This is a genomic window from Novosphingobium sp. PC22D (genome assembly GCF_002556635.1).
GTDB lineage: Bacteria > Pseudomonadota > Alphaproteobacteria > Sphingomonadales > Sphingomonadaceae > Novosphingobium.
The window spans coordinates 157190-184187 of record NZ_MWMO01000008.1; the positions used below are offsets into that span (position 1 = coordinate 157190).

Annotated in this window: 26 protein-coding genes and 1 tRNA gene; 8 read left to right on the forward strand and 19 right to left on the reverse strand. The window is 63.2% G+C overall.

From position 1 onward, the window contains the following. Positions 1-2 precede the first annotated feature (2 nt). The 7 genes from B2G71_RS13700 to B2G71_RS13730 all read right to left on the reverse strand — a co-directional run bounded on the left by B2G71_RS13700 (position 3) and on the right by B2G71_RS13730 (position 8152). Positions 3-1364: a M48 family metalloprotease gene (locus B2G71_RS13700; RefSeq protein WP_098106725.1), complete on the reverse strand. Its 1362-nt coding sequence runs from the start codon at positions 1362-1364 to the stop codon at positions 3-5. An 8-nt stretch (positions 1365-1372) separates the two neighbouring features. Then, positions 1373-2464 (reverse strand): phosphatase domain-containing protein, encoded by a 1092-nt coding sequence (locus B2G71_RS13705; protein ID WP_098106727.1) that lies wholly within the window; start codon positions 2462-2464, stop codon positions 1373-1375. Positions 2465-2539: 75 nt separating this feature from the next. Then, entirely contained in the window at positions 2540-3895 is a 1356-nt protein-coding gene (locus B2G71_RS13710; protein WP_098106729.1) for a hypothetical protein, read from the reverse strand. 135 nt (positions 3896-4030) lie between these two features. Further along, positions 4031-5296, reverse strand: a complete 1266-nt coding sequence (locus tag B2G71_RS13715) for an MFS transporter (protein ID WP_206049402.1) — start codon at positions 5294-5296, stop codon at positions 4031-4033. Positions 5297-5335: 39 nt separating this feature from the next. Next, positions 5336-5785: a DUF2141 domain-containing protein gene (locus tag B2G71_RS13720; protein WP_240530158.1), complete on the reverse strand. Its 450-nt coding sequence runs from the start codon at positions 5783-5785 to the stop codon at positions 5336-5338. Next, positions 5752-6474, reverse strand: coding sequence for a sterol desaturase family protein (locus tag B2G71_RS13725; RefSeq protein WP_240530159.1), 723 nt, complete (start codon positions 6472-6474; stop codon positions 5752-5754). Before B2G71_RS13725 ends, B2G71_RS13720 begins: the two co-directional genes overlap by 34 nt. Positions 6475-6604: 130 nt before the next feature. After that, a complete protein-coding gene (locus B2G71_RS13730; RefSeq protein ID WP_098106735.1) occupies positions 6605-8152 on the reverse strand; it encodes a DEAD/DEAH box helicase in 1548 nt (515 codons plus the stop codon). 276 nt (positions 8153-8428) lie between these two features. On the opposite strand from B2G71_RS13730, the gene B2G71_RS13735 reads away from it, so the two are divergent. Beyond that, on the forward strand, positions 8429-8593 hold the full coding sequence (locus B2G71_RS13735) for a DUF1289 domain-containing protein (protein ID WP_206049403.1): 165 nt from the start codon (positions 8429-8431) through the stop codon (positions 8591-8593). Between the two features lie 7 nt (positions 8594-8600). Here the strand turns inward: B2G71_RS13735 and B2G71_RS13740 are convergent, their stop codons facing one another. The 4 genes from B2G71_RS13740 to B2G71_RS13755 all read right to left on the reverse strand — a co-directional run bounded on the left by B2G71_RS13740 (position 8601) and on the right by B2G71_RS13755 (position 10681). After that, positions 8601-8966: a DUF202 domain-containing protein gene (locus B2G71_RS13740; protein ID WP_098106738.1), complete on the reverse strand. Its 366-nt coding sequence runs from the start codon at positions 8964-8966 to the stop codon at positions 8601-8603. After that, on the reverse strand, positions 8963-9520 hold the full coding sequence (locus B2G71_RS13745; protein ID WP_098106739.1) for a YetF domain-containing protein: 558 nt from the start codon (positions 9518-9520) through the stop codon (positions 8963-8965). Before B2G71_RS13745 ends, B2G71_RS13740 begins: the two co-directional genes overlap by 4 nt. Positions 9521-9668: 148 nt before the next feature. Further along, positions 9669-10184 (reverse strand): MmcB family DNA repair protein, encoded by a 516-nt coding sequence (locus B2G71_RS13750; protein WP_098106741.1) that lies wholly within the window; start codon positions 10182-10184, stop codon positions 9669-9671. A 71-nt stretch (positions 10185-10255) separates the two neighbouring features. Next, on the reverse strand, positions 10256-10681 hold the full coding sequence (locus B2G71_RS13755; RefSeq protein ID WP_240530160.1) for a hypothetical protein: 426 nt from the start codon (positions 10679-10681) through the stop codon (positions 10256-10258). 508 nt (positions 10682-11189) lie between these two features. On the opposite strand from B2G71_RS13755, the gene B2G71_RS13760 reads away from it, so the two are divergent. From B2G71_RS13760 to B2G71_RS13770, 3 genes are all read left to right on the forward strand, one after another. Beyond that, positions 11190-11266: transfer RNA gene (locus B2G71_RS13760), tRNA-Arg, on the forward strand. A 270-nt stretch (positions 11267-11536) separates the two neighbouring features. Continuing rightward, positions 11537-12601 (forward strand): hypothetical protein, encoded by a 1065-nt coding sequence (locus tag B2G71_RS13765; protein ID WP_141521573.1) that lies wholly within the window; start codon positions 11537-11539, stop codon positions 12599-12601. 43 nt (positions 12602-12644) lie between these two features. Further along, entirely contained in the window at positions 12645-13310 is a 666-nt protein-coding gene (locus B2G71_RS13770; RefSeq protein ID WP_141521574.1) for a hypothetical protein, read from the forward strand. Between the two features lie 61 nt (positions 13311-13371). On the opposite strand, the gene B2G71_RS13775 is transcribed toward B2G71_RS13770, so the two are convergent. Next, positions 13372-14142, reverse strand: coding sequence for a DUF6118 family protein (locus B2G71_RS13775; RefSeq protein ID WP_098106747.1), 771 nt, complete (start codon positions 14140-14142; stop codon positions 13372-13374). A gap of 10 nt (positions 14143-14152) precedes the next feature. Beyond that, positions 14153-17050 carry a Ti-type conjugative transfer relaxase TraA gene (traA, locus tag B2G71_RS13780; protein ID WP_098106749.1) on the reverse strand — a complete coding sequence of 966 codons (2898 nt, stop codon included), beginning with the start codon at positions 17048-17050 and terminating at the stop codon, positions 14153-14155. A 173-nt stretch (positions 17051-17223) separates the two neighbouring features. On the opposite strand from traA, the gene B2G71_RS13785 reads away from it, so the two are divergent. Together B2G71_RS13785 and B2G71_RS13790 are read left to right on the forward strand one after the other, a co-directional pair. Next, entirely contained in the window at positions 17224-17529 is a 306-nt protein-coding gene (locus tag B2G71_RS13785) for a conjugal transfer protein TraD (RefSeq protein ID WP_098106752.1), read from the forward strand. Between the two features lie 22 nt (positions 17530-17551). Next, entirely contained in the window at positions 17552-17785 is a 234-nt protein-coding gene (locus B2G71_RS13790; protein WP_098106811.1) for a conjugal transfer protein TraD, read from the forward strand. Between the two features lie 28 nt (positions 17786-17813). On the opposite strand, the gene B2G71_RS13795 is transcribed toward B2G71_RS13790, so the two are convergent. From B2G71_RS13795 to B2G71_RS13815, 5 genes are all read right to left on the reverse strand, one after another. Continuing rightward, entirely contained in the window at positions 17814-19988 is a 2175-nt protein-coding gene (locus tag B2G71_RS13795; RefSeq protein WP_098106754.1) for a DEAD/DEAH box helicase, read from the reverse strand. Then, the gene (locus tag B2G71_RS13800; RefSeq protein WP_098106756.1) at positions 19985-21289 is read right to left on the reverse strand and encodes an ATP-binding protein; all 1305 of its coding nucleotides are present in this window, start codon (positions 21287-21289) and stop codon (positions 19985-19987) included. The genes B2G71_RS13795 and B2G71_RS13800 overlap by 4 nt, the downstream gene beginning before the upstream one ends. A 3-nt stretch (positions 21290-21292) precedes the next feature. Beyond that, on the reverse strand, positions 21293-23812 hold the full coding sequence (locus tag B2G71_RS13805) for a TerB N-terminal domain-containing protein (RefSeq protein WP_098106758.1): 2520 nt from the start codon (positions 23810-23812) through the stop codon (positions 21293-21295). A 62-nt stretch (positions 23813-23874) separates the two neighbouring features. Continuing rightward, the gene (locus tag B2G71_RS13810) at positions 23875-24792 is read right to left on the reverse strand and encodes a nucleotidyl transferase AbiEii/AbiGii toxin family protein (RefSeq protein ID WP_098106760.1); all 918 of its coding nucleotides are present in this window, start codon (positions 24790-24792) and stop codon (positions 23875-23877) included. Between the two features lie 3 nt (positions 24793-24795). Beyond that, positions 24796-25572 (reverse strand): type IV toxin-antitoxin system AbiEi family antitoxin, encoded by a 777-nt coding sequence (locus B2G71_RS13815; RefSeq protein ID WP_240530161.1) that lies wholly within the window; start codon positions 25570-25572, stop codon positions 24796-24798. A 422-nt stretch (positions 25573-25994) separates the two neighbouring features. Here B2G71_RS13815 and B2G71_RS13820 point away from each other — a divergent pair, with 422 nt between their 5' ends. Further along, a complete protein-coding gene (locus B2G71_RS13820) occupies positions 25995-26201 on the forward strand; it encodes an AlpA family phage regulatory protein (protein WP_009802104.1) in 207 nt (68 codons plus the stop codon). Continuing rightward, positions 26198-26392, forward strand: a complete 195-nt coding sequence (locus tag B2G71_RS13825) for a helix-turn-helix domain-containing protein (protein WP_098106764.1) — start codon at positions 26198-26200, stop codon at positions 26390-26392. The genes B2G71_RS13820 and B2G71_RS13825 overlap by 4 nt, the downstream gene beginning before the upstream one ends. 172 nt (positions 26393-26564) lie before the next feature. Here the strand turns inward: B2G71_RS13825 and B2G71_RS24530 are convergent. Further along, on the reverse strand, positions 26565-26998 hold a 434-nt coding region (locus B2G71_RS24530), incomplete at its 5' end, for an integrase core domain-containing protein (protein WP_240530162.1).

The window sequence follows — 26998 nt, forward strand, 5'->3', positions numbered from 1 at the left end:
GCCTATCGCCTATTCTTTTCGCGTTCAATCGCGGCCTTGGCCTCGAACTCGATGTCCTGGGCGCGCAGCCAGTCGGGCGAGCCCTGCGGCAATCCGAGCTGCGCGGTGCGCGCGCTCGAGAGGGCGAGGGCGAGCTGGCCGCTCATCACCTGCTGCTCGGCGCTGGCGAGCCGCGCCCGCGCCATGTCGCCGTTGGCCGCATAGACGACGCCGAGCTGGTACCAGGCGAAGGGATTCTCGCGGTCGCGCGCCACCGCCGCCTTGAGCACGCGCTGTGCCTCGGCGAAGTTCGCCGGGTCTTCGGTGGCGATGAGCGCGTGGCCGAACAGGGTGGCGATCAGCGGCTGGTTGCCGGTCATGCTGGTGGCGCGGCGCAGCGCGTCGATCGCCTCTGCGGGACGGCCCGCTTCGAGCAGGATCTGGCCCTGCAGCTCGAGGAAATAGGGATTGTCGGGCTCGGCCTGGAGTAGCGCGGCGGTCTCCGCCTGCGCTTTGTCGAAGTGCGCCTCGCGGTGATAGGCATAGGCGCGCGCATAGTGCGCGGGGATCGAGTTGTCGGTGACCGGGTAGGTCAGGTACACGTCGCGCGGCTCGGCCTGATAGCCGAAGAGCTTGGCCTTGACCCGTCGGAAGCGCTCCTCGATCCCCTTGTCGCTGGGATTGTTCCACGCGGGATCGGCTTCGTAGGTATCCTGAAGCGTGGCGATGCGGTCGCCGGTCATCGGGTGCGTGCTGTAGAATTCGTCCCCGTCGCGCGGCCTGTAGCCATACCGGTATTCGAGGTTCTGCAGCTTCTTGAAGAACTCGATCGAGCCCTTGCCCGAGATCCCGGCCGCCGAGAGATAGCTCGCCCCGGCGGCATCGGCCGAGGCTTCCTGCGAGCGGTTGTAGGCGAGGAACTTGCCCATCGCCGCCTGCTGCCCCGCCATCATCACGCCCATTGCCGCCTCGCCGCCGCCCGCCACGGCGGCGGCGGCGCCGAGCAGCAGTGAAAGCAGGCTGATCCGCGTCGCCGCTTGTCCGCCCGGATTGAGCACCGCGTGGCCGCCGGTGACGTGGCCGAGCTCGTGAGCGATGACGCCCTGCACCTCGTTGGCGGTGTCGGCCTCGTTGATCAGGCCCGAATTGATGTAGACCGCCTGCCCGCCCGCGACGAACGCGTTGACCGAGGAATCGTTGACGAGGACGATGTCGACGTCCTTGGGCCGCAGCCCCGCCGCGGTGATCAGCGGCTCGGACATGTCGCGCAGCAGCGCTTCGGTCTCGGCGTCGCGCAGGATCGATTGCGCCGCGGCCGGGCGAGCCGCGAGCGCGAAGAGGGCGAGGAACGCCAGGATGACGACGGGCATGCGTCTCGGGAACATGGGCGGCGTCAATTTGTCTCTCCGGCCTGAACCGCGCCTGAAGCGGCGGCCTGCTGCGTGCTTATGGTCTCGACGATCGACTTTGTCTCGTCGCGCGCGGCAAACCCCAGCGATTCGAGAAAATCGTCCCCGATCGCGAAGTCGGCGCCGACCCAGAGCGGCACGCCCGCCCGTTCGATGGCGGTCAGCGCGGCGTGCTCCTCCCTCGAAAGGCCCGGGCCCGGCGCCTTGCGGATCAGCACGCCCGCGATCCGTCCGGGAAAGCGCCGCACCGCCTCGGCATAGGCGAGCGCGTCGGACTGGGTGCTGTCGCCGATCAGCGCGAAGCGGGTCTCGGCGTAGAAACCGAGCAGGCCCGCGACCGACGCGCTCTTGTGCGCGCCATGGCTAGAGGGCAGCAAGGTCTGGCGGTTGAAGCCCCAGTCGCGCAGCAGCATCGGCCCGTGCGGCAAGCCATGCGCGGATTTGAACGCCAGCAGGTAGTCGAACAGGTTCCACGGGCTCGACGAGACGTAAAAGAACGGGCGGCGGCTCGCCGGATAGCGCGCCCCGGCACGCTCGCCGCCGAGCCGCGAGAACAGCGCCGCCGCGCCCGGAACCGGCTCGCGCTCGGCGGGCATGCGGGTGAGGAAGCGGCGCCAGTTGCGCCACAGCTCGTGCGCGCCGGTCTCGACGATGGTGTCGTCGATGTCGGAGATCACCGCGAGCCGGTTGTCGATGCCGGGCGCGAGCACGTAGCCGGAGATCTCGTGGCCCTCGCTCCCCGCGTTCCAGCGCAGGGTCACCGTTTCCCACGCGGTCCGGGCGGGCAGCGGCCATGCGTCTTCAAGCGCGACGTCGAACCGGCAGTAGCCCTCGCCGTCGGTCACGCAGGTCGCACTGGCGGTGTGCTCGCCCGATCCGGCGGTGAGCGTGATCGGCACGCCGGGCACTTCGCGCGAGGCATAGTGGCGCAGCAACGCGCGCAGCCGGGCGAATGTCGAGGTGTGGTCCCAGCGCGACTCGCCGCCGGCGAGCGCGCGCACCGTCAGGCTCAGCCGGTCGGCGTTGCGATAGCCGAAATAGGCAAGGAGCCGCGGCGGTCCGGCGTCGGCAGACATGGCCCCTGATTAACGGTGGCCGCGCGGTATTCCAAGCGGAAGCGCCGCCGCGCGCAAGACCGGCGCCCCGGGGGCTCAGCCGAGCAGCTTGCGCGCCGCGCGCTCGAACAGCGCGGGATCGTCCGCCACTTCGCCCACGAGGACGACTTCGCCGCTGTCGAGCCGCCGCGCGACGAGCAGCGTGAACTCCTCGCCCTCGCCCGACAGCGCGTCGATCGCCATCGGCGCCGTATCGCGCAGCCTGCGCAGCAGCGCCTCGCGCGGTTCGCGGTTCGGCGTGGCGTCGCGGCCCGCCTCGGCGCGCCGCAGGCGGCGCTCCTCGGCGACGATCGCCTTGAGCCCGCCCGGCGCCTGGCCGAGATAGTCTCCGAAGCTGCCCCGTTCGAGGCCGAGGCGCTGCGCGTGGCCGATCGCGGTCGCGTATTCGGTCAGGCGGGTCTTGTCGTAGTGCGCGCCGAACACGAGCTTGACCAGCGGCGTGAGCGGCGCGCGCTCCTGAACGGTAAGTCCCGCGTCCTCGACCATCGCCGCGAATTCGGCCGGCGCCTCGGCGGCGGCCAGCGCGAAGTCGTGCGCGCGGCCGAGCGCGGCGTAAAGCGCATGGCGCGAGCGGTCCTCGCTGCTCTGCGCCTCGGCGGCGAGCGCACGGGCGGCATGGAGCCAGTCGGCAAGCACCATCGCCGAAGCGTCGGGAATGTTCTCGGACGCCCCGGCGGGCAGCTCGGGGCCGCCGAAGCTGAGTCCGCACGCCATCTCATCCTGGTCGGGGCCGGCAGCGAATTCCGCCGGGCCATCGGCCCAGTCGGTCAGTTGCAAGGGGTCGTGGCGGCGCAGCGGCATGGGCTCGAGCGTCTGGTCCATTTCCAGCATGAGTTCGTCGGTCGCCTGCTGGTCGGCGAGTTCCTTCCAGTTGATGACGCCGTAGATGTAGTCGATCGTCGCGTCGTCGCTGGAAAAGGGCAGCAGGATGCCGCGGTACAGGATCGTGATCCCGCGCTGGTTGACGAACTCGGCCTCGAAACCGATCGGCGCCTGGTTCGCCAGGATCTGCATGTAGTGATCGGTGATTCGCGAAAGCAGCGAGCGGCTCGGCACGTCCGACAGCGCCCGGATCACGCCTTGCGCCCCGCATTCGCTGGCGAGGCGGTCACCGAGGAACGACACCTCGGGATTGTCGATGCCCCGGGTGAAATCGAGCAGCACGCTGTAGGGACCGAACTCGTCGAGCGTCTCGGGCTGGAGGGTCTCGATTCGCGGGAAATGGCAATCGTCGAGCAGGCTCGCCCAGAAGTTGTACGCGCGCACCTGCATGCGCCGCTCGTCCTGCGCGATCGGCGCCGGCGGCGAACCGGCGATGCTGTCGTCCTCGAGCCCGGAGGCCTCGTTCGACGGCCCGTCGTGGTCCGCAAATGGCCCGCGCAAAGTATCCATGTGGCTTTCCCGCCTTCCCAGTCGTGACTCGTTCTGGCCCAGTCGCGGATCTTTCTGGCGCAACATGGTAAATTAAACGCTAAGTCGCGCCGCGTTTCTTCGCGGAGGGCCGCCCGGGCCGCGAAACCGGCCCGGTCAGAACCCGATCACGCCTTCCCCCCGGCGCGGCAGCGGCAGCCCGAGGCGCAGGATCAGCGACGACGCGATCAGGAAGATCGAGGCGGTGTGAAGCGTGAAGGGCAGTCCGTTCCAGTCCGCCAACGCGCCCCAGGCCCACGAGCCCAGCGCCATGCCGCCGAAGGTGACCGCCTGGTAGATCGAGAGGCAGCGGCCGAGGATCTCGTCGGGCGAGCGAAGCTGCACCGCGGTGTTGATGCTGGTGAGGATCGCGACCCAGCCCATGCCGGCCAGAAACGAGGCGGGCAGGGCCAGGCGGACGCTGTCGACCTCGGCCAGGACGGTCATCACGAGCACGAACATCGCCGCCCCGAGCGCGACGATCCCCTCGAGCCCGAGCTTGCGCCGGATCACGCCGACGAAGGGCGCCGCCACGATCGAGCCGATGCCGAACATGCCCAGCAGCATGCCGAAATCGAGCTCATCGCCCCGCAGTTGTTCGGATACGATCGCGGGCAGGAGCGCCTGATAGGCGGCGAGGCTGAAGCCGAGGAAGGCGCCGCGCACCAGGATCGGGCGCAGCGGCTTCGACGTCGCGCAGAACCGGATGCCGACGGCGACGGCGGGAAGGATCGGGCGACGTTCGATCGCGCGCGCTTCGGGCCGCCACCAGATCAGCACGACGATCAGGCCGATGTAGCTCAAGGCGTTGATCGCGAAGGCGAAGGAGGTGTCCCACACCGAAATCAGCAGTCCGCCGAGCGCCGGGCCGATCGAACGGGCGATGTTGAACGAGATCGAATTGAGCGCGATGGCCTGGGGCAACTGGCGCGGATCGACCTGCTGGCGGACCGAGGCCTGCCAGGCGGGCGAATTGAGCGCGGTGCCGATGCCGACCGCGAGGGTGAAGCACAGCAGCATCGCCGGGCTGATCCAGCCCGCGTAGGTCAGCGCCGCGAGCACCGCCGAGACGAGCAGCATGCCCCACTGCGCCGCGAGCATCACGAGGCGGCGGTCGAAGTTATCGGCGATGGCTCCGGCGAAAACGCCGAACAGCATGATCGGAACGGTCGCCGATGCCTGCACCAGCGCGACGAGCTGGTGCGAGGTGGTCAGCTCGGTCATCAGCCAGGCGGCGGCGACCGCCTGGATCGTCGCGCCCAGGTTGGAAAACAGGTTCGCGATCCAGATCGCGCGGAATACGGGATAGCGGAACGGCGAGAACGCGCCGTGATGGGTCAGGTCGGAAACCGGATCGGGGCTATGGTCAGAGGCGTCGGCCACCTATGCCGGTTAGGATGCGCTCGCCTGTCCTGCAAGCCGTCAGAACATATAGCGCATCTTGATCGAAAGCCGTGCTCGCGTGCCGGAGACCTCGAACGCGGCCGCCTCGAAACTGGGCGGTCCCATCCGCACCGGCGCGTCGTTCGAAAATCCGTAGCCTTCGCGCGGCATCGTCAGGCGCTTGTCCAGCTTCCCATTGCCGTTTTCGTCGTGGATGATCGCGATCGCGTAGCGCCCCATGGCGACCGGGCCGAAATCGAGCCGGACGGTTTCGCCGGCGGGGATCGCCAGCCGGTGCGCGTCGGGATCGTCGTCGCAGTCGGGAAACGATTTCGGCCTAGCGGTCATGCAGGCCAGCACCTGCCCCTTGTCGGACCGCAGGCCGGTCACCGTCGCCACGACGTCCTCGCTTGCCGGGGCCGCGCCGGTCAGGCCGGGAACGGCCGCCGCGGCGATCAGGGCGCGGACAGCCCCGCGTCGGTGCGGCAAAGTCGATCCCAGACGCGGAAGTAGAGTCCGTAGTTGCATTTGTACTGCTCGTGATGTCGGTGGTGGTGGCTTGCGGTGATGAGCCAGTCGCCCAGCCGCGAGTGAACGAAGGCGCGGGGGAACATTTCCCAGCCCATGTGATTGGTAATGCCCATCACGGTCATGACGAGCAGGACCACGCCGAGCATCGCGACGTGGATCGGTATGAGGAACACCAGCACGGGAACGACCACCGCGCCGGTCAGCGCCTCGATCGGATGGAAGCTCATCGCGGCCCAGGCGGTCGGCGGGCGGCTGGCGTGATGCACCGCGTGCGCCAGGCGGAAGATCCGCGGCCGGTGCATCCAGCGGTGCGTCCAGTAGAACCAGGTGTCGTGGACGAAGAGATAGGCGAGGACCGAGAGCGGCAGCCACCACAGCGGCCAGGCGTCCCAGCGATCGTAGATCCGCGTCCAGCCGTGCTCGCGCCAGCCCCAGGCGACGATGCCTGCGGGCACGCCGTAGATCAGCGCCGAGAGCAGCGACCAGCGCAGCTCGCTGCCGATCTGGCGCTCGAGCCCGGCGTAGTGCCCGGGCCGGACGCGGCCGGTCAGCCAGGCGAAAAAGCCGCTGGTCACGAGATAGCGCGCGCCCACGATGAGCGACATCGCAAGCGCGGACGCGACGATTGCGGCAAGGGGCCCCGACATGGCGCGGCCTTATGCCGCGCTATCCCGGGGCTGACCAGTCGATAGTGCGCCGGGCCCCGCCTTTCGCCCGAAGCGTTGCCTTATCGCACCGGCTCGGCGCCGGCCGGAAACGAGAGGGTGGCGGGCCGGTTCAGCCGGTACGGCGGACCGCGCCCTTGTGCGCGCCGACACCCGTGCCGCCGGACCCGCCGAAGCGGCGCTTGCCCTGCTCGCCCTTGTCGTCGTGGCGATGCTGCCCGTCGCGCTTGTGGCCATGCTGGCTCTCGCGCTTGCCGCCGCTCGCGGCCCGGTCGTCGCGGCGGTGATCGTCACGGCGCTGCTGGTCGCTGGGACGATCGCCGCGCGGCCGATCGCTACGCGGCCGGTCATCGCGCGGCCGATCACGGCGCGGACGATCCTCGCGGCGCTCGCTGTGCGGGCGGTCATCACGGCGGCGCTCGCCGCGCGGCTTGCCGCCGCCGGACCGCCTCTGGCCGCCGTTGTCGGCGGCGGGCTTGCGCTGCGCCGGCTTCGGCAGCCGCGCCGCCTCGGCGAGGAAGTCCTCGGGCAGCGGCATCGGCGTGAGACGCACGCGCGTCAGCCGCTCGATGTCCTTGAGGTAGGCGCGCTCGTCGGGCGCGACGAAGCTGATGGCGATACCGTCGGCCCCGGCGCGCGCGGTGCGCCCGATGCGGTGGACGTACTGTTCGGGCACGTTGGGCAGCTCGAAGTTGAACACGTGGCTCACGCCCGAAACGTCGATGCCGCGCGCGGCGATGTCGGTGGCGACGAGCACGCGGACCGAGCCGTCACGGAAACCGCGCAGTGCCGTGGTGCGCTGGCCCTGCGTCTTGTTGCCGTGGATCGCCGCCGCCGGGACGTTTGCGCCGGCCAGGAAGCGGACCACGCGGTCGGCGCCGTGCTTGGTGCGGGTGAAGACGAGCGCCCGGTCGATCGCGCCGTCCGCCAGGCCCGCGCGCAGCCGCAGCGTGAGCAGCGCCTGCTTTTCGGCCTGGTTGACGAAGGTCGCGAACTGGTCGACGCGCTCGGCGGTGGTCGACTGCGGCGCGACCTCGACGCGGACCGGATCGTGGATGAACTGCTTGCCGAGTTCGGCGATCGCACGAGGCATCGTCGCAGAAAAGAACAGGCTCTGGCGCTGCTTGGGCAGCAGCGCGGCGATGCGCTTGAGCGGATGGATGAAGCCCAGATCCATCATTTGGTCGGCTTCGTCGAGCACGAAGATCTCGACGTGGCGCAAGGTCAGCGCGCGGCTGTCGATCAGGTCGAGCAGGCGGCCCGGAGTCGCGACCAGCACGTCGCAGCCGCGCTCGAGCGCGCGGGCCTGCTTGCCGACGGGCACGCCGCCGAACACGCACTGGACCGAAAGGCCCAGGAACTTGCCGTAGCCGCGCATGTTGTCGGCGATCTGCGCCGCAAGCTCGCGAGTCGGGCTGAGCACGAGCATGCGGCAGCCCGCGTTGCGGCGCGGTTGCGGATCGCTCGCGAGTCGATGCAGCGAGGGCAGCGAGAACGCGGCGGTCTTGCCGGTCCCGGTCTGCGCGATGCCGAGCAGGTCACGGCCCTCGAGCAGGGCGGGAATCGCCTTGGTCTGGATCGGCGTGGGATCGGCATAGCCCTTCGAGCCGAGCGCGCGAAGAATGGGCTCGGCCAGGCCGAAGTCGGAAAATTGGGTCAAATCAGTCTCTCAATCGAGATGCAAGGCGCGCGAAGCCCATCGGCTCGGCGCGCGTGGCAAGGGTTCGTACAATGCGACCCTGCGTGAAGAAGGAAGCCGGTGGTGTGCGCCAACTGTTCGTCCGGGCCGGTCTCCCGAGGGAGACCTCACGCCGCTCGCGGACTGCAGCGGATCGTCCGCCGCCGGTTAGCGCGACGGCCCCTAAATCAAGTTGCCCGGCTTGGCAAGAAAATTACCCTTGCCCCTATGCTCGCGGCTTGCTCGAAGCGGACACGCATGACCGACCCGCCATCTCCCTGCACCGGCGTGTGCCGCATCGCGACCGAAACCGGATGGTGCCGGGGATGCCTGCGCACGCTCGAGGAAATCGCCGACTGGCCGATGCTCCGCGCGCCCGAAAAGCGCGCCTTGCTTGCGCGCCTTGAACGGCGCAGGGCCTGAGGCGCGGCTACATCAGCCAGATGCCGACGAGCAGCGCGAGGCTCGCCAGCGACAGCAGCACCGCGATCAGGCTGATCTGGACCGAACCGACCGGGCGGCAACTGTGCGCCGAAAGCTGCTTGAGCACCGCAACGGCCTTGCGCCGGGCGAGATGGAAGATCAGCACGCCCACGAGGATGAAGCAGCTTGCGAGCGCGCGCGGCAGCCAGTCCGGCTCCATGCGGGCGAAGAGCGCGTTGAAGCCGATGCCGATGCCCACCGTGGCGAGGCCGGTGCGCATCCAGCCCGCGTAGGTGCGCTCGTTCGCCATCAGCGTGCGGTCCTCGGCCCAGTCGGTCCGGTCCTGCGCGAGCGCGGTGCCGTCTTCGCTCATGTCGGGCCCTCGAGCACGGCGTCGCGCGACTTGACGTCCGAGGTCGCCCAATGGTCGGCGGGCCGCCCGTCCATCGGGGCCTCGATCACGGTCATCTGACCATTGGTCTCGAGCACCACCCAGGCGGCCTGCGCGGGGTCGGCGATGCCCTCGCGGCGCAGGCACGCGCGCAGCTCGGCGACGGAGATCCGCGCGCGTGACAGGTTACGCTCGATGATGTGGCCGCGGTGGAGCAGCAGCAGCGGCTCGGCCTTCACCATCGCCGCGAACCGGTCGGACTTGCGCACCGTCCAGGTGAGGACGAACTGGCACAGCGCGAGCACGATGATTGCCGCCAGCGCGTCGGTCACCGCGACGTCGCTCAGGAGAATGCCCGAACTCGCCAGCGAACCGATGGTGACGGTGATCAACCAGTCAAAACTGTTGAGGTTGGCGGTCGTGCGTTTGCCGGAAATCCGCACGACGACGATGATCGTGAGATACGTGGCGATCGCGGCCAGAGCGACCAGCCCGAGCCGCTCCCAGCTGTTGAACCACGTCTGCGGGTCTTGCATCGGCTGCCCCTTCGTTCCTCTCGATGGTCATGCGCGGCCGCGCATCTCCTGAAAGAGACGCGCGCCGCCCCGGCAATGTTCCCGAGGTTGCCTCGATTGACATCGGATCGCGGGCGACCGCGTCGTCAGCCCCCGATCGCGCGCTCGGTCAGCCTTCGCTTCCCCACCGCGCCGTATGGGGGTCGGCGCCGGTGACGATCCGGCGCAGCGAGGCGCGCGCGAGCCGCTCGACTTCGACCTTGCGGCGCGCGGCGGCCATGCGCAGGCTCGGCGCCGGGCGCAGGATCTCCGCGTCGTAGCCGTCCGCGACGATGACTCCGCACGAGGCGGGCAGAAAAGCCTCGCTCTCGAGACAGGCACGATCGAGCCCGGGCGCGAGGCCCCAGTAGAACCGGTCGCAATAATCGAGATAGTCGGTCCACTTCGCGTCGCCGAGCAAGTCCGCGCGCGCCACCTTGATCTCAACGATCACCACCTGGCCCTTGGCGTCGACCCCCATGAGATCCGCCCGCCGACCGCAGCGCAGCGGCATCTCGGGCAGGCACCACACATCGTTGCGCGCGAAGAGCCGGCCGATGCCGCGGGCGACGTCACGCGCGGTCGGCGCCGCGCCCGCCGCGGGCGCGGAACTGCCGCCGGCAGCCAGGGAATCGGAAACGGTCATGCCCCATCATAGGAACAGAAAAGGAACGCGCAAGAGGCCGGACGGCCTCCCGCCCGTCAGCGCGAACGCCGTCAGGCCATGCGCCGATGCGTGCCGCTCAGCGGGCTGAGGGCAACGAGCGCATCGCGCGCGGCCACGAATTCACGCCACAGCGCGCCTGCCGCGGGCCTCGGGTCCGAACCGCGCGCGAAGGCGGCGAGCAGCGCACTAAGCCCAGGCTCCATGATGGCGGCGAGATCCTCGATTCCCTGCTCGGCGCAGCGTCGCCGCCACTCATCCGCGTCGCGCATGACCGCCGGCAGGTTGCGCACGCGCGGCGCCATCGGCGGTACGTCGATTCCGGCGATCGCGGCGACGGTGGCGGCAGCATCGTGCAGCCCCGACCACTTCATCGAGAGCGCGCTTGCCGAACCCTGGCCGAAGGGAACGCGTCCGACCGCCGCCGATCGCGAAGCCGGCGAGTGCGAATCGGCGCGGGTGACGAGACGAGGCTCCATCGCGCCCGATTAGGCCGGCTCGCCTTTCGAATTGGCTAATGATGCCCGTTTCGGTCCGGTGCGCGGCGTGCTGGTCAGGTGCAAGGCGCTCCCGCCGACGCGTCCGTTGGGGCGCCGGGAGGGGCCTTCGGCCAGGCCCCCGGTGCCGGCCGGCATCGCGTTTTCGTGGCCGCCAGTTGCGTCGTTCTCCCCGGCGGCCGCCGCCGCCTTGTCCCGTGAAACCGGCGAACCCACGCGAAGTCGGCCCCGCTTGATCTCGCGCAATTGCCGCTGGCCTCGTGCCCGCACCTCTGCTAACCGCCCGCTATTCCGCGCCAATGGCGACCGGAGCACCCGTAGCTCAGCTGGATAGAGCGCTGCCCTCCGAAGGCGGATGTCAAGTCTGGCGATGGTTGCTGGTGTTGGAAGAAAGAAGTGACTCAACAACGGTTTGAGCGGATGTCGGGTTCGCTCTTCAGGCCGACGAAAATCTCGCGTAAGCATGGCGTAAGCACCTCGCGAACGGTATGCACCCGTAGCTCAGCTGGATAGAGCGTCGCCCTCCGAAGGCGAAGGCCACAGGTTCGAATCCTGTCGGGTGCGCCAGTCAACTGCCTCAGTGCGTTGTTTTCAAACAGAATTTGGCTGACTTGTAAAAAGCGTTCCTACGATTGACCCCACACAATGTGCGGGCTTTTCCGGCACATTCTGGGGCCGTTCGAGACATCTTGGCCCGAACCCGGGATTCAAATTGAGAGACAATGTTCGGTCATAGCGGGAGATCGAGTAGGATTCGCCTCTACCTTCCACCTGAGAAGGTTAGTTGCACGTTGCCGTTCGTGATATTCGCTCTTGATGGCCTCCATAGAGCATCACATGGCGCATCCCGATGTCTCGATCGAGGCGCACATTGGGAAATGCTGCCAAGCGCTGAGCGATGACCTTGCCGAGCGCACGCCGGTCTATCTCGACCTTCGATTTTGGGTAATTGCCCGCGAGGTCCGCAGCGGCATCCGCACCGACCCGCGCGAGAGAAAGCTAGTCCATCATCTAGAGCGACTGGCACACCAAGGTCGCATCTTTTGCCCGATCTCAGCGACGTCATTCTTGGAGCTGATGAAAATCGGTGATGATGCCCGTCGCCAGGCGACTTTGGAGGTCATCGAGGAATTGAGCTTGGGCGTGTCATTGATGCCCGAGCCGGAGCGAACCGAGGATGAGCTTGAGGCTGTCATTCACTGGTCGCTTGCACCGAACGCGACAGCCCTGCCGCGCGTGTGGACGCGCCTCGCCTACACCATGGGCAATTTCCATGTGAGCGACGATCGATTCCCGCCTGAAACGCAGTTGGCCATCCAAAAGGCGTTCTTCGATCATGTCTGGCAGCAGCCGCTCGCCGCCGTCGCTGGAGGCCTTGATCGCACCGAATTCGATATGACCCGCGACATGGCCGCGCTGGCCGACAAGCTCAATGAGGGCAATCGTGTCCATCAGGCGGAAATGACATCGTTCGAATCCGTGCTGTCGGATGAGTTGCGAGGCGTCGCTGAGGTGGCTGAGCCCATTCTTGGGCAGATTATCGCTCGGCTAGGCAATTTCGGACCTGATGTGGAGCGCTCCGAACAGAACAGCCAAATGGCCGTGAATCTCGTGCACGCCATGCTAGGCGGGGAGCATCGGAGCCGACTGCCGACAATCCATGTGCACGCCTGCCTGAATGCCCTCTTTCGTTGGGATTATCGCAGCAAGGCGATGACCGGAAATGATCTATTCGATTTTGGCCATGCGGCTGCGGCGCTGGGCTATTGCGATGCGTTTTTCACCGAGGCCGGAGTTACCCGGTCTATTAGACATCAGGGGCTCAGGCTCGATCAGCTCTATAGATGCGTGGTGACGAACGATGTCGATCAAGTGCTAAACTTTCTTCAATCGTTGAATTGAGGCTAGAGCTGCAATCAGGCGATCAAATCAGGGGCGAGTGACGATGTGCCTTGTGGAATCTTGGACGAATATTGATTGGGCCGCCACCGGGACGATGATGCAAGGTGTGGGAACGCTTGGCGGGGCGGTCGCCGTCTATGCTGCCGCAAGGATGGGCTTGTCAGCTTGGAAGCATCAAAAGCTGGCAGAGCGGAATCGGGATCAAGCCGAGGTCATCCTGCACGCGGCCTACAACGCGAGGCGTGCGCTGGGATACCTTCGATCGCCATGGATGTCTGGAGGGGAGCTAGCGGCAGCAGAAGAAAAATTGAACAGCAGTGAGCCGAAATGGCGAAACAGCATCGTCGAGGAAAAGCAAAAGCGTCTCATCACCGCTCAAGCCTATTACATGCGGGCCAATCAATTGCTCGACGATCGGACGAAGCTAGAGGATTGCCTGCCGATGGCGCGCGCGCTCTTCGGCGAGGACTTGGAAAACGCGATCGAGACGCTGCACCATCAATTCCATATCGTGCGGACATACGCCGACGCCTACGTTGACGATTACAACGGCACCGACCGCGATTTCACGGTCAAGATTCGCCGGGCATTGTTTGCCGCCAACAAGCGCACCGCGGGCGAGGAAAACGAGGTGTCGGATGCGATTGACACGTCAATTGCGACCATAGAGGCGATTTGCCTGCCTTACCTGCGAATGGAAGCGCTATAGCCTATCTGGAGAAGGGATCGAGCAAGATTCGAGACCGGATAGAAACCAATGGATAGGAATTTCATGGGCGTCCTTGCGGCTCGATCTGAAACTTACAACCGACCGAACGCTCAACCTTTCCCGCTTTTTCAATGCAGCGTTCGAAGGCTTCACGGTTTGCGCTGAAGATGCGCTGCGCTGCCGCCAATTCTTCCCACGCTTCCGGGTTCTGTGACCGGATCAACCGTATACCCGCTTCCAAAATGGTCGGTTCGCCAACCGCCTTGCGAGCGATCCTTTCGGGCCATTGCCAGCTTTCGGGCATGGCGCGGGCGATGGTGCCGGGAAGAATCGACCACAGCAGGATGCCGACAACCAACCCCATACTTGCAAAGTGCGAGGCCTGCCGTTTCTGCTCGGCCTCGGCGCGGACACGCCCCACCATCGCACTGAGCTGCCCGGTTGCGCTGTCGAAGTCCCTACGTCCCTGCCGGAGCAGGTCGCTGGTATCGCGCAGCATGTCGTGCGAGGCACGCTTGATCTGAACGGCAATGTCTTCCGGCGTCAGCTCGATGGCGGGTTTGTTGCCGATGGCTGTCAAACTGTCGGAGACCCGCTCTAGCTGATTGGCCATCTTGCTAAACGTTGCCGTGTAGTCCGGGATCACGATGTCGGCTCGCTCCCTGGCCATGTTCTGGACGGTATGGCGTACCATTGCCATTTCGCCTTCGAGACGGGCGAAGGCTTCCGTGGCCGGATCGGTTTCCGTCACCGCCTCCGGTTCTGGTTCCGGGGCTAGCGGTTCCTCGACTTCGAGGTCCAGCTGCACTTCTTCGATATGGTCGTCGTCCATGTCGTTTCTCCTAAATGCCCATGTCGAAAGCGCGGGTGCGCTCGCGGGTGAGGGTTGCGGTCAGTTCTTTGGCGATGCTGCGTTCGGGCTTCGGATCGATGCCGAGTTCGCGGGCCTTGCCGCGCAGCAGACCTTCGACCTGCGGATCGCGTTCAAGCCCCTTCAACAATTCGTTCTGCTTGGCCGATACTTGGGCAGCGCCTGCGCGGTCGCCCTGTTGTTCAAGCTGCTTGCGCGCCGTGCTCAGACCCTGCCAGTCGCTGACAAAGCGCGCGGTTCGCAGCGCCGGATCGGTGCGAACGGCGGCTTCGTGCTGCATGGCGCGCATGGCCTCCTGGCTGCGTCCGCCTGCGGCCTCTGCGATCAGCGCAGGACGCCGCTCAAGTGCATTAGCGAGATCGGTGGCGGCATGGGGCCGGATCGCGTCGAGGGCCTTTTCTGCCTTCTCCAGCGCATCCTTCTGGTGCGGGAGAACGGGCAAACCTTGCGCCTGCATCGAGCCGAGATCACCAAGCGCGCGGGCGTAGCGTTCGACCGCGCGGCGCTGTTCGTTTTGCGTGTTTCCCTGCACCGGCAGCGGCTCAAGCTGTCGGGCCTGCGGACGGAAATTCCCGAAGATGGATTTGGCCTTCTCCGGCACTTGCCAAACTATCTCCAAGATTCGCTCGCGGAAGGTGATGCCGCGTAGTTCGGCGAAAGCCTGCTCGGGCTTGTAATCGCCCGCCATGTCCTTCCCGCGCTCGCGGCTCAGCGTGCGGACAAGTTTCGACTGATCGGCAAAGTCATCGTGGCCATAATGGAGCGCGAGCCCCTCGCGATGGCGCGACATGGCGACATAGGCGGAATGACTATCCATACCCGGCGTGGCGAGTAGATGGGCACGATCCACCGTGATGCCCTGCGCTTTGTGGATCGTGGCCGCGTAGCCATGATCGATGTGCGCGTAGTCCTTGGTGTCGAAGGTAACTTCGCGGCCATCATCGGTGCGCACGGCTATTCCTTGTGCGCTAGCCTTCTCCACCGTGCCGAGCGTCCCGTTCTTCACCCCAAGCCCGCGCTCGTTGCGCAGAAAGATGATGCGGTCACCCGATGCGAACTGGCGCTCGCCGCGTGCCGCCTTGATCGCGGCATCTGCACCCAATGCGCCAGCCTCACGCATCTTTCCGCGCGCCATGTCGTTTAGCTCGCGCGCTTCGTCATTGGTGTGGGTGAGGATGATGCGGCTGTCGTCTGGGGCGGTCCTCCGTTCCTGATTCCAGCGCTCGATCAGCGCCGTCCGTGCATCCGCGCGCGTGTGGGCGGCATGGACCATGCCGCGTTCCTCGTAGGTGCGGATCGCTTTGCCGGTTCGGCCTATTGCAAGCTGCCTGGTCGCATCCTGCTGCCATGCGGAAAGCTGGCGGCGAACCTCGCTGATCTCGACCCCTCCTTGGCGTTCGTGGATTGCCCGGAACGCCGCACCTGCTTCGATGGCCTGAAGCTGCTGCTGGTCGCCTACCAGGATAACCTTCGATCCAGCTTTCGCGGCATGGGACAGTACGCGCTCCATTTGGCGTGTGCCGACCATGCCCGCTTCGTCGATGACGAGCACATCCCTGGCGGTGAGTTGCTCGCGTCCTTTGCTCCATTGGTGTTCAAGGCTGGCGATGGTGCGCGATGCGATGCCGGAACCGTTCTCCAGCCCCTCGGCGGCGATGCCGGACAGGGCTGCGCCGCGCACAGCGTAGCCTGCGCTTTCCCACGCTTCGCGCGCCACTCCCAGCATCGCGCTCTTGCCGGTTCCCGCATAGCCGACCACGACCGCGAGGCCCTTGCTGTTGGTTGCATGTTCGAATGCAGATTTCTGCTCGCCAGAGAGGACCAGGCCGCGCTTGGCCGCGCTGACAAGCGCGGCGTTTCGTTGCACATCATTGACGGCGTGACCGGTGCGCTGCGCCAATGCGTCTGCGGCGCGATACAGGCGCTGTTCGGTCTCGATCATTGCCCGAGACGTGAAGCGATCCTGCCCGCGTCCGTCCTTGCCCAGCGCAATCAGGTCGGGCGATGCGCGCACCGCATTGTAGGCGGCATCGAACTGATCTTTGCCGTCGCTATGCCGGTGAACGAAGGCGGCAAGATCGCGCCTGGTGAAGGTCGCCTGCTGGTGGGTGATCGCATCCAGCGCCAGCGCCGGGTTGGCGATGATCCGCTCACCATTGCGCTGGGCAATCGCGCGGTGTTCCTCGATACGCTCGGCTTCCAGTCCACGCCCGCCAATGCGTGAGGCGGCAGGGCCGATCTTGTCCTGCGGCTCCAGCGCAATGCCCTGCGCTTCCAGGCTGCGATGATCGATCCGCGCATCGATGTCGCGTTCCGCCAACGCGCGGTTCACATGATCGGCCCAGCGCTCACGCCATTGCTCGATCAGCGCGGTCTTGTTCCAGTCGCGGACCTTTGCGCCAAAGCCGTCCTTTGTGACCTCGCGCCCAATTTCCCGCATCGTCAGCATGACATGCGCGTGCGGCTTGGCCTTGCCATCTTCGCCGATATCCCAATGGACATTGAGGTCGGCGATCATGCCCTTCTCGACGAACTCGGCTTTGACGAACTCGCGCGCCAGCTTGATGTTGTCCTTCTTGGGCAGCTCGCGGGGCAGGGCGAATTCGACCTCGCGGGATAGCTGGGCATCCTTGCGCTTTTCGGCGGCCTCGACTGCGTTCCACAAGGTGGCCCTGTCAGCGAAGGCCTCGGGCGCGCCTTTTGGCAACATCACTTCCGAATGAAGGACGCCTGCTTTGTTGGTGAAATCGTGGTCACGGTCGATGCGTTGATCGTGCAACCGCTCGCCCGCACGATAGGCCGCAGCCGCAACGGCACTGCGTCCGCTCGACCTTCCGATGACCTTTGCGCTGAAGTGAAAGATTGCCATGTCGGCAATCCAGTTACACTGCAAACGCCACGTCGGCACGACGTATAAGCGCGCCCTCTCATGATAAAATCCTGATCGGGACTAGGCTGTATCATACTGTCCCGGCGACCTTACTGCATTGGATTACAAGCACGATTATCATGACTGCATGACACCAACTATGGAGACAACACATGCGCAAACCCCGCGATTTTGATTCGGAGCTGAAGGCCCTCGCCGATAAGGCAAAGCAGTTGAGGGAACGACGTGTGCGCGACCTCGGCGCGCTGGTCACGGCGACCGGAGCCGATGCGCTCGATGCCGATGTGCTGGCGGGAGCGCTGCTCGATGCTGCCGCCAATACCGACAAGGCAACCGGGGAGGGCTGGCGCAAACGCGGCGCGGCCTTCTTTCAGCGCAAGCCACGAGACACTGCGAACGGACCTGGCCAGCAGCCGGAAGGCACTCTCCCGTTCGATGGCGGCGCGGCATCGGCTTGAGGCGGCAAAGGCACGGACCGACATGCGCGAATGGCAGGTCAAGCGCCGCGAGCGGACCCGGCAACTGATCGAACTGGGCGGCCTGGTCGCCAAGGCCGATCTGGTCGAGTTGACTGACGATGATCGCGCCGCGCTCTACGGTGCGTTCCTCACCGTCGCCGCCAAGCTGCGCGGTCCGGATGGTGCGCAGGCGCTGGTGCTGTTCCGGCGCAAGGGCAAGCGGGCGTTTGAGGCTGAGCAATCGAATGATGGATAGGGGAGCAGTCCGAACGGCAATTGGTATGCTAATCCCGTCCTAAAATTGAGCGGGTCAACTCAGCCAATCCGCTAGCGTCTAGGTGAGCGGACAAGGCATCTCTTTGCAGCAATTCCTCCGTCAAGTGAGGATGGAATTTCTCGAACAACAAGTTCGGCGAATGCGCAAATAGGTCCACCTCTTTGCCATCTGCCAGGCCCGAAAGTGCGTTAATCAAATCCGGGCTTTCGTCCTTTCCGAACACTTCGAGAAACCCGTCGTGTGTCTGCACGGTAAAGCCGCTCGCGCGAAGGGCGAGTGCTAGGGTCGTTGTCCGAACGGAACCCGTTTTCGTCGCTATGACAGCAGCTTTGTCGCTGAGTTGCGCAATCCTTCCGGGGTTAAATTGCAGCTGGCCGTGATGGCTGCGCGCCTCGTCGAGTAGCTCCAGCGCTGTTGCATCAAGATAGATCGGGCGCTTCTGTCCCTCCAAAACATCGAACATTCGCTCGATCACGCGGTCGTGGATGTTGCCAAGGGTCGCCCCAAAAATGGGCGGCACTCCGGCTTTGGCCGGTGCAACCAAAATGACACGATCCCGGTCGAGAACTTCCTGCACCAGCCAGCGCCTACCCGAAAAAATGAGAAGCATTCCCGGCGCGATCATGTTGTCGATCGGAAGTGTCCCAAGCTCCTTACCGCCGGAAATCAGCCGGTATTCCTCGGGTGTCTGAAATACGGCGTAGAAGCTATAGTGCTCAACCAGCTTCTCGCCATTGGCACCGAGCAAGAGAAGGCCATCGCTGGCTTGCTCAATGAGCGCGACCTCGGGTTGCCCGAGTGCTCGCAAGACATCCAGAAACAACTGGGTATCGATCTGGCGGAATGGTCCGCTTTGGCAGAGAATCCCGTATAGTTGTTGCGCACGTATTCCGCCCCTCTCGGCGATCACCGAGAGGATTTGGTGAACTAGGGTCGAAAGGTGCAGGGCCTCGCGTTGCGGCGGTTCGCACCAGCCTTCCAAAAGCAATTCGATCATCGCAATGGCCCGCACCATCCCAAGGCGAAGACGATCCGAAAAATTGCTGGTAGGCGTGAGCTTCGCCTCGACTGTGTATTGCCGAAGGATGGCTGGCTTGCCCGGTCGCCGCCCTGATCGGCCAAGCCTTTGCCTGAGCGACGCGACGCTGAATGGTGCGCCAATCTGGCCGACACAGGTCACATCGCCAATGTCGATTCCCAATTCCAGAGTGGAAGTGCAGATGGCAGTCGTCGGCGCAGTACCATCTTTCAGGCGGCGTTCGACGAAGTCTCGATGCTCGCGCGATAGGCTGGCGTGGTGAGGGTAAAACTCCTGCGGCAGATGTTCCTTTTCGCAAAGTGCGCGCAACCGATCTGAGTAGATTTCAACTGCCTGACGCGCACCGCCAAAGACAAGATTGTCGCTGCCTCTCAGGTGCTCGAATAGGTGCTGCGCAATGGCATCCGTCGCTGAAGGGCCTTCATCGTCCTTGTCACCAGCAACGTAGCCCCGGAGCTGAAGCTGCAATTCGGCTGCCCCACCTTCGGCAATGATTTGTTCGACTTCGCCAGGGCTGTCAGGACGAAGATAAACCTTCGCCAGTTCCATATCTCCGAGTGTGGCCGACAAACCGACCCGGCGAATAGGTCTCTTGAGAGCAATTTCGAGACGCGTGAGAAGCGAACGCATCTGGATGCCACGCTCACTGTCGAGGACCGAATGCAATTCATCGAGAATGACTGCGCGCGTTGCGCCAAACAGCCTCGGAATCTCCAATCCGCGTCGAATGAATAGCGCTTCAAGGGACTCCGGGGTGATAAGCAGCACGCCCCTCGGTCGCTTGGTAGCCTTAGCCTTTACCGATGACGAAACGTCGCCATGCCACGGGGTGATAGGCATGTCTGTATTGCGACAAATGTCTTCAAGTCGCCGCGCCTGATCGGTGATGAGCGCTTTCAGCGGCGCGACATAGAGAACATCAAATCCGGAGTCCTCACTGGGTTCGTCGAGCACCTGCGACAGTAGCGGGAGAAATGCGGCTTCAGTCTTGCCTCCGGCGGTGCTGGCGGCGACAATCAGGTCGCGATTGCCGTCCATAAGCACGTGCGTTGCGCGCGCCTGAATATCGCGCAATTCCTTCCAGCCTTGCTGACGAATCCATTTCTGGATTGGTCGAGCCAGCTTGTCGAACGCCGTGCTCACAGTCGGAAGCTGGCTAGCTCGTCATTCTCAGGGACAGCGCCAACGCTCTCATCCACGTCGCTCATGTCGTCACCAGAATCCTCCGCCACGTCGAGCTCTTCGATGAGGTCCGACCATTCGACGCCGGGGTTTTGTTCGAGCACCGCCAGAAGATTCACGAATGCCGTGACCGTGTTCCGAGGGGTTCTGAAATAGGCCTCCCCGATCCTGTCCGAACAGTGCGCCATAAACGCTTCCAAGGCGTTGTCTGGCAGGATTGCTTCATCGCCCTGCATAACGGCGCGAATGTTGGCCAGAAGCACGAACAAATCTTCGGGCGTGAGGCTGGCTAGTCGAATGACCGGCCCGGAGAGATCGACCAGTCCGTCACGCGCAAAGGTGTTCTCTGCGAGGCGAGACTGGAGGGCTTCATAGCTGTAGAGGCCGCGCCGCGTATTCATGAGGAATTCCGGCGTTCCTCCCATGAGGAACCCAAGGTTCTCCGCGCTGCCTTGGAGCACGTCGTTCAGAATGCGCAGGATTTGCTCATAGTTGGCGTTGCGTGCTTGCGATGAAGTCAGCTTGTAGAGGTTGACCATCTCGTCAAGGCCAACGAGCAGGCCCTTGTAGCCAGCTTCACAGACAAAGGCCGACATCAGTTTGAGGTGGTCGTAGACGCTGGCGTCATGGACGATAGTGCGAACACCAAGAGCCTTGCGAGCATCCGTTTTGGTTGCAAATTCGCCGCGCAGCCATCTGATCGCCGCCGATTTCAGCTCTTCATCGCCGGTTTCGTGCCCCTCCCAATACCGGCGGATCACCTGCGCGAAGTCGAAGCCTCCAGTCAGTTCTTCAAAATGGGCAAGGCGCTGGCGAATGATGTCATCTGTCGATTGTTCTTGCGCCTCGGCATCGTGCTGGGCCTGGCTGATAAACCGCTCGACAACATTCGACAATGCACCTCCATCTGGCTTGGTACGGGTTGCAAGATTTCGCGCCATCTCCGCGTAGAGGCCCCGTGCTTGCCCGCCGGTCGCGTGGATGCGGCGATCCGGGGCAAGGTCGGCAAACATGACGACCAGCCCCTTTTCGAGCGCGACAAGCCGGATCAGGTTCATGAAGAAGGTCTTGCCGGAGCCATACTCGCCGATGATGAAACGAATGGCTGAACCGCCATCGGCGATCCGGTCCATGTCCTTGACGAGTTCCTCGATCTCACGAGCTCGTCCAACCTGGATGTGCCGAAGCCCCAATTTGGGAACAACACCGGCGCGTAGCGCCTGAGCGATGGCGTCGCGTTCGCGCGGTTTCAGTCTCGACATGAATTAATCCCCCTTCGCCATCTCGGCTCGCAACGTATCGGCTATGTCCGGCGATACGTCATATCCGTCATATTCATCGAGCAAGGCCTCATCGAATTTCTCGAAAGCCCACTCGTTGACTACCTCAAGCGCGCCAGAGGGCATGAGCCCTTGCTTACTGGCGATCTCGTCAAACTCTTCGTCAGTCCAGTGATCGCGCTGGATTATCTGCTCTACAAGCATCGCGTGCTTGGGATCGAGGCCAGCCATTAACGATGGAAGAGCATGTGTTGCGGCGGCCTCGTCGCTCACGTCTTCGTCGGCCGAGAAAATCTCGCCCAGTACGCTTGAAACGCGCTCGGTGTCATTTCGAATAGCGGCAATACGCGCTGCATCGAGCGAACCGGCTTTGGCTTTCGGCTCGTCCGGTATTTGTTCGCCTGGTGCTTCAGCTTCGGCGGCTTTGACGCGAACAGGGCCGTCTGGCACGTCGCCAGCATGGAGGTCGGCGTAAACGAGGCCAGCATCGATCCCCAAAGCCTTGTAGATCTTCTCGATGCAAGCCACTTCTTCAGACTGAATCACGCTGTCAGCGTGGGCAATCGCGACAACTGCCGCGCGCAGGGCTAGATGATGCTCAGCGTCCGCATCTTTCAGCTTGCTGCGCAGCCATGACATGTCTGGCGGAACATCGAGATACCATTCGAGGTTGGCGTGAAGCCGCTTTCTTTCAAGCTCAGTCAGGCCGCTAACAGCATCGATCTTTTCACGGAGTGCCCTGCGTTCGGCTTCCACAATTTTGCTATCGGCATGTGCGACGAAGGTCGCCAGCGCTAGTTCGAACAATTCGGTTCGATAGGCCGGGGATACGTCTTCAAGCTGTTCGACCGGCTCGCCGAGTTCGAAGATCACAACGGGTTCGTCGATCTTCGGTCCGCGCAGCGAGAATCTTGGGTCTGGAGCCATACCGAATCCGATACGGGCGAGTGCATCTGCTGCGCCGGTGAGGTTCCGCTTGCCAAGCTTCTCCGGCGTTTCTCCTTCTAGGCGCGAGATCACATCAAGTGCTGGGACCAACCCGCCTGCGGCTACTTGTTCGCGCGCCCAGTCTTTGAGTTTTTCCAACTCGTCTGATGGGAACAGACTCCAAAGCTCAGCGGGTAGCAGCGCCTGTGCTTCAATGGTCCCCCGACCATCTGGATTTCGTCCAAGATATCGGCTGAACTTGTCGAGTTCATCCATAGCCTCATCTGCGATCTTCTGCGCCTTCTGCATTGGCGACCGCAAATCAGACACGTTGGGGATTTGAGCTTCTCGGCCGCCTTTCGCGCTAAGATTAACCGAGCAGTTGAATTCGCTGGAGGCGGCGCGATACGTCATAGCCAGCATTTTCCGAGGCGCTCGCACTTTCAAGCCATCGGGATGCAGCGCTCCGAACTTAAGCTTGAAGAGTGCTCGGAACTCTTCGTCACAACGCTCGGCAGGCGTGCGGAGGCGGCGTTCTGGATAACACAGCAACCACAGGAGGACCCAATCTGAGTCCAAGGCTTCGCCTTCGGAAATCATGCCTCCGAGGGCGAGCTTCAACAATAGGGGCAAATCCCAGCTGCGATTCTCCAAAATCGCCTGCTTTAGGGTGGGGTCGTCTGTTGAAAAGCCACCCAGTGCCGCCGCGCGGGCGATATTGAGGAATTCACCGAGATACCTTTGTGCGGAATGGTTGTGAGAAAAGAGGATCTTGAGGCGCTCAACCTCCGCTACGATTTCCTGCTTCTCATCCTCAGATGGCTGTTCGACCAGATACCGCCGCTCCAAGCCATAAAAGAACAGGAACATGTAGCCGGGGTCGATCGTCCCGTCTTGTCGCCCATCCGCAAGCCAATTTAGATAGGTGGCTCGGCAAACAGCCGGGATGTTCGAATAGCCCGGCCAATATGACATGTTAACGCCATTCCTGTCCGATCCAACCTGCGCGACGGACAACGATGGATCGATGTAGGCTCGACAGCTCTCGCCATAATGGGTTGAGCCGATGCGAGGCGGTTTGCCGACATAGACCATCCCATCGATCGTGCGACCTGCAATGGTGACGGATTGCCCTTTGCGCACCCAACCTTGGTGATGGCCTTGCGATCTCTCCGATGAACCTTGCTTTGGCCTCTTTGCTTCAGGCGAAAGCTTCTCTTCTTGGTCCGACCGACGCTGTAGTTCTGCAGATCGGGGCACTGCTTCCGCTGCAATTTGTGCCACGTTTCCGAGGTGGGGATCAAACTGAGCTAGCTGATCCGGTCTCGAATTCGTAGACGCTCTAACTTCGCGCGAAAATGGGGGAGATTGCAGCTTTTCAGGGGCGGTCGTCTCAGCAACTCGCGCGCTTCGACGCTTTTCGTACCACCAGACAAAAGCAATCGGCGCGAGGAGTGCGAACAATGCTTCAAGCGCATCGGGTAGACTGTCCAATGCAATTGCCGCGATTATTACGCAAACAAAGAAAGAGGCGACGTAAAGCCCGATAATGCGGATGATTTTCCAGACAATCGACATGCGCACTGCCTGCCATTTTGCGGATGAGAGGTCACGCTGATTTTCGCCAAGCGCATATTCGGTCAGCCGAGAAGTACTTTCTCCAGAACCTCGATCAGCTCTTTCCGCTTCTCAGACAGCATCTTTTCCAGATTCCGCTGCTTCCACAAGACTGCTGGCAAGTGCCTTGCTTCCGGTATGCCGAGAAGTTCCCAATTCGGGTCACCGCGCTTGAAGCCGATCAGGAACTGGTGGTGCGCGTCTGGCATCTCGCCAACCATTGTGGCGACGAGTGCCTCGCGGGTAGCCTCTAGATCGGCAAGCTCGACATTCTCTTGCGTCATGCCGACAAATCCGCGCTCAAATTCCTCCGCCAGCGGTTTGTGGGTCGGAGCGAGCACCTCGGCCATCGGGCGATGGTGGCTGATGAGGTAGACGAGGAATGCGCGCCGCAGTTCGTCACTTATTTCTTCGTTCGCCAGCAGGTCTCGCACGTCGAACAGGTCACGCGGGTGCTGGCGGTCCAGCGCCGCCACGATCTTTCCCGCATAAAGGTCGGGGAAGGAAACAACCTGCATTTCGGCGAAACCGAACGTGTCTTCGACTGCGGGAACGACGCTCATGACCACGGGGTCGTAGACGGTGCCACGCAAGACAGGCGTGACTTCGATCTTGATCTGCACACCTTCAGAGCGGACGATGAGCTTGGTGATGATGTTATCGCCTGCTGAACGTGATGGAGCGACCGCCGCGCCCGGTATCCCGCCTTCGATCCGCTCCTTGATCCGCACCATCGCCGCGTCGATAGCGGCGAGTGATGAAGCGCGATCCTCGACCGGCAAGTAGGTCAGGTCGATGTCAACCGAGAGGCGCGGCAAGTCGCGCACGAAGAGGTTGATCGCCGTGCCGCCCTTGAGCGCGAAACACTGCTCTTGCGCCACGAACGGTATGGTGCGGATCAGGAGGGCAACCTGCTGCCGATAAGCGTCCTGGAAGGCCATTTCCTATTGCCCTCCAAGATCGGCGGGCACCGTGATGTCGTATTGCGGATCGAGCTTACCCCCCTTCACCAGAACCCGTTTTCCGGAACCTAAATCGATCTTGGCCAAGTCGAGTTTCGATCGCCAAGCATGGCGGTGCCGGTCGGCAAAGAACAGGAACAGCCGCTTCACCTTGACGCTGGAGCAGGCTTCGAGAAGAGTTTGCAGGCGACGAGGGCTGAGATCGCTCAAGCCTTCCATTAAGGCATCGACCTGATGAAAGCTCTCATGCCTGGGCAGTTCGTCGAGCAATTCGAGAACGGCGCGCTCCTTGCTCGAATAGCGAACAGGCAATTGCACGCCAGCGGCACTATACATGGTAGGGCTTGGCAATGGCGGCGTGTCGGCATCTGTCGGAAACAGGCGCAAGCTGTTGTGCCATGCGAATGTCACTTCGAGCGGCAAATCACCCAGCCAGGTTGGCGGTCGTGTCGGTCCGTATAGGTGAACTGTCTGGACGTTTGCTGAAAGGTAGTGGGCATAGCCTTGCTGTTCGAGCGCGGTGCGACCGCCAACGGTCAGTGGAAGGTCAAGCATGGTCTGGAGCGAGATTACGACCTGCTGCCAGGTCATAGGCCCGCGTGAACGGCGATAGACCCGTCGCGCTGGGCTATCCAGCCAGCCGGAACTTACATACTGGCTACGCAGCGCGGACGAATAGCCATTGGCCTCCAGCCAGGCGGCATCGACCAGAAGTCCTTCCGGGAGCTCCTGCTGGAGTTGGTTTAGCTTGCTGTCCAAACGCGTAGCCATGCTTAGTGTTTTGCCACTTGTGTAAACTCGTGTCCAGTTTGAAATAACCTCAAAAGACTAAGCTTAACTTAGCGTTCTGGCAAAGAATCAAACCGCCTAACCAAGCCGACTGCGCGAAAGAAGACATGATTCGTGCGCGAAATCCGGCAACGCTGGCGCGGAAATCCGTCGCTGCCGTCGCAAATTCGCGCGTGCCAGCCGTAAATTCGCGTCGAACGAAAAAAATCTCAAAACCAAGGGCAACGGAGCGGTTTGTCCGTAAAGGTCTCGAACCGTCCATAGTCGGTTCAAATCGTGCAAATCGTTGAAGAATTGCCCGAATTCCAACTGAACCGGGCGCTTGCGCCTTTCAGAAAAAGTTCTCATTATGTTCCGGAGAGGGGCTGCCGATACCAAAGAGAGAATGCCCCATGTCGAATACCGAACGCATCATCCGCCTCAAGACCGTGCTCGACCGCACCGGCCTTTCCCGCTCCACCATTTATCGTAAGATCGCAGAGGGCACGTTTCCGTCGCAGGTCAAGATCAGCATCCACGGCGCGGGCTGGCACGAGTCTGCCATCAATCGCTGGATTGCCGATCCCGCTCACTATCGTGAAGAGGAACCAGCAGAATGAGCGGCCATCAAACCGTCGAGCCGATCTGCGTCCGGATCAATGACGCTGCCCTTATGATCGGCGTAGGGCGCACGAAGCTCTATGAGCTGATTGCGACGGGCGAACTCGAAACCGTGAAGATCGGCAAGGCAACGCGCGTCATTACCTCCAGTTTGCATGACCTGGTCAAAAGGCAGCGCGCTTCGAACTGAGCCGCCTGAGCAAGAACGTGGCTCTAAAACTTTCCTCCGGTTTGGATCGCAGCATCCCTCACCTGTGCAGCATAGCGCACAAGGGATGATCCGAGCGTCAAACCTTGTATGGAAACATGGGACATCTCCGGTCTGCCAATCACCGAAGTTAACGCCTTTGTGACCTGCCCCATCAGGGTGGTCCAACGGTTAAGTTAGAGTTCCGGCGGTTATGGTCGCCCTGCTGGGCGGCCTGAAGCGTAGCGTAAGGTAGTCTAGCAGGGCGATGCAAGATCGTTTGTGGTGCGGGCGGCTTGTATCCGAGCGATGAGTGCGGCCGGATGGTGTTGTAGTGGATGCGCCAGCGCTCGATCAGGATGACCGCTTCCTTGAGGGTGTAGAAGATCTCGCCGTTGAGCAGTTCATCCCTGAGCTTGCCGTTGAAGCTTTCATTGTAACCGTTCTCCCATGGTGATCCTGGCTCGATGTAGAGCGTCTTCACGCCGATCCGACCAAGCCAGTCGCGCACGGCGTGTGCGGTAAACTCAGCCCCATAGCACATTGGGAAGCGGTCCCTCGAAGGGCCGCATCGCCTTGATGAAGACAAGGGCGCGTAGCGCCTGCCGG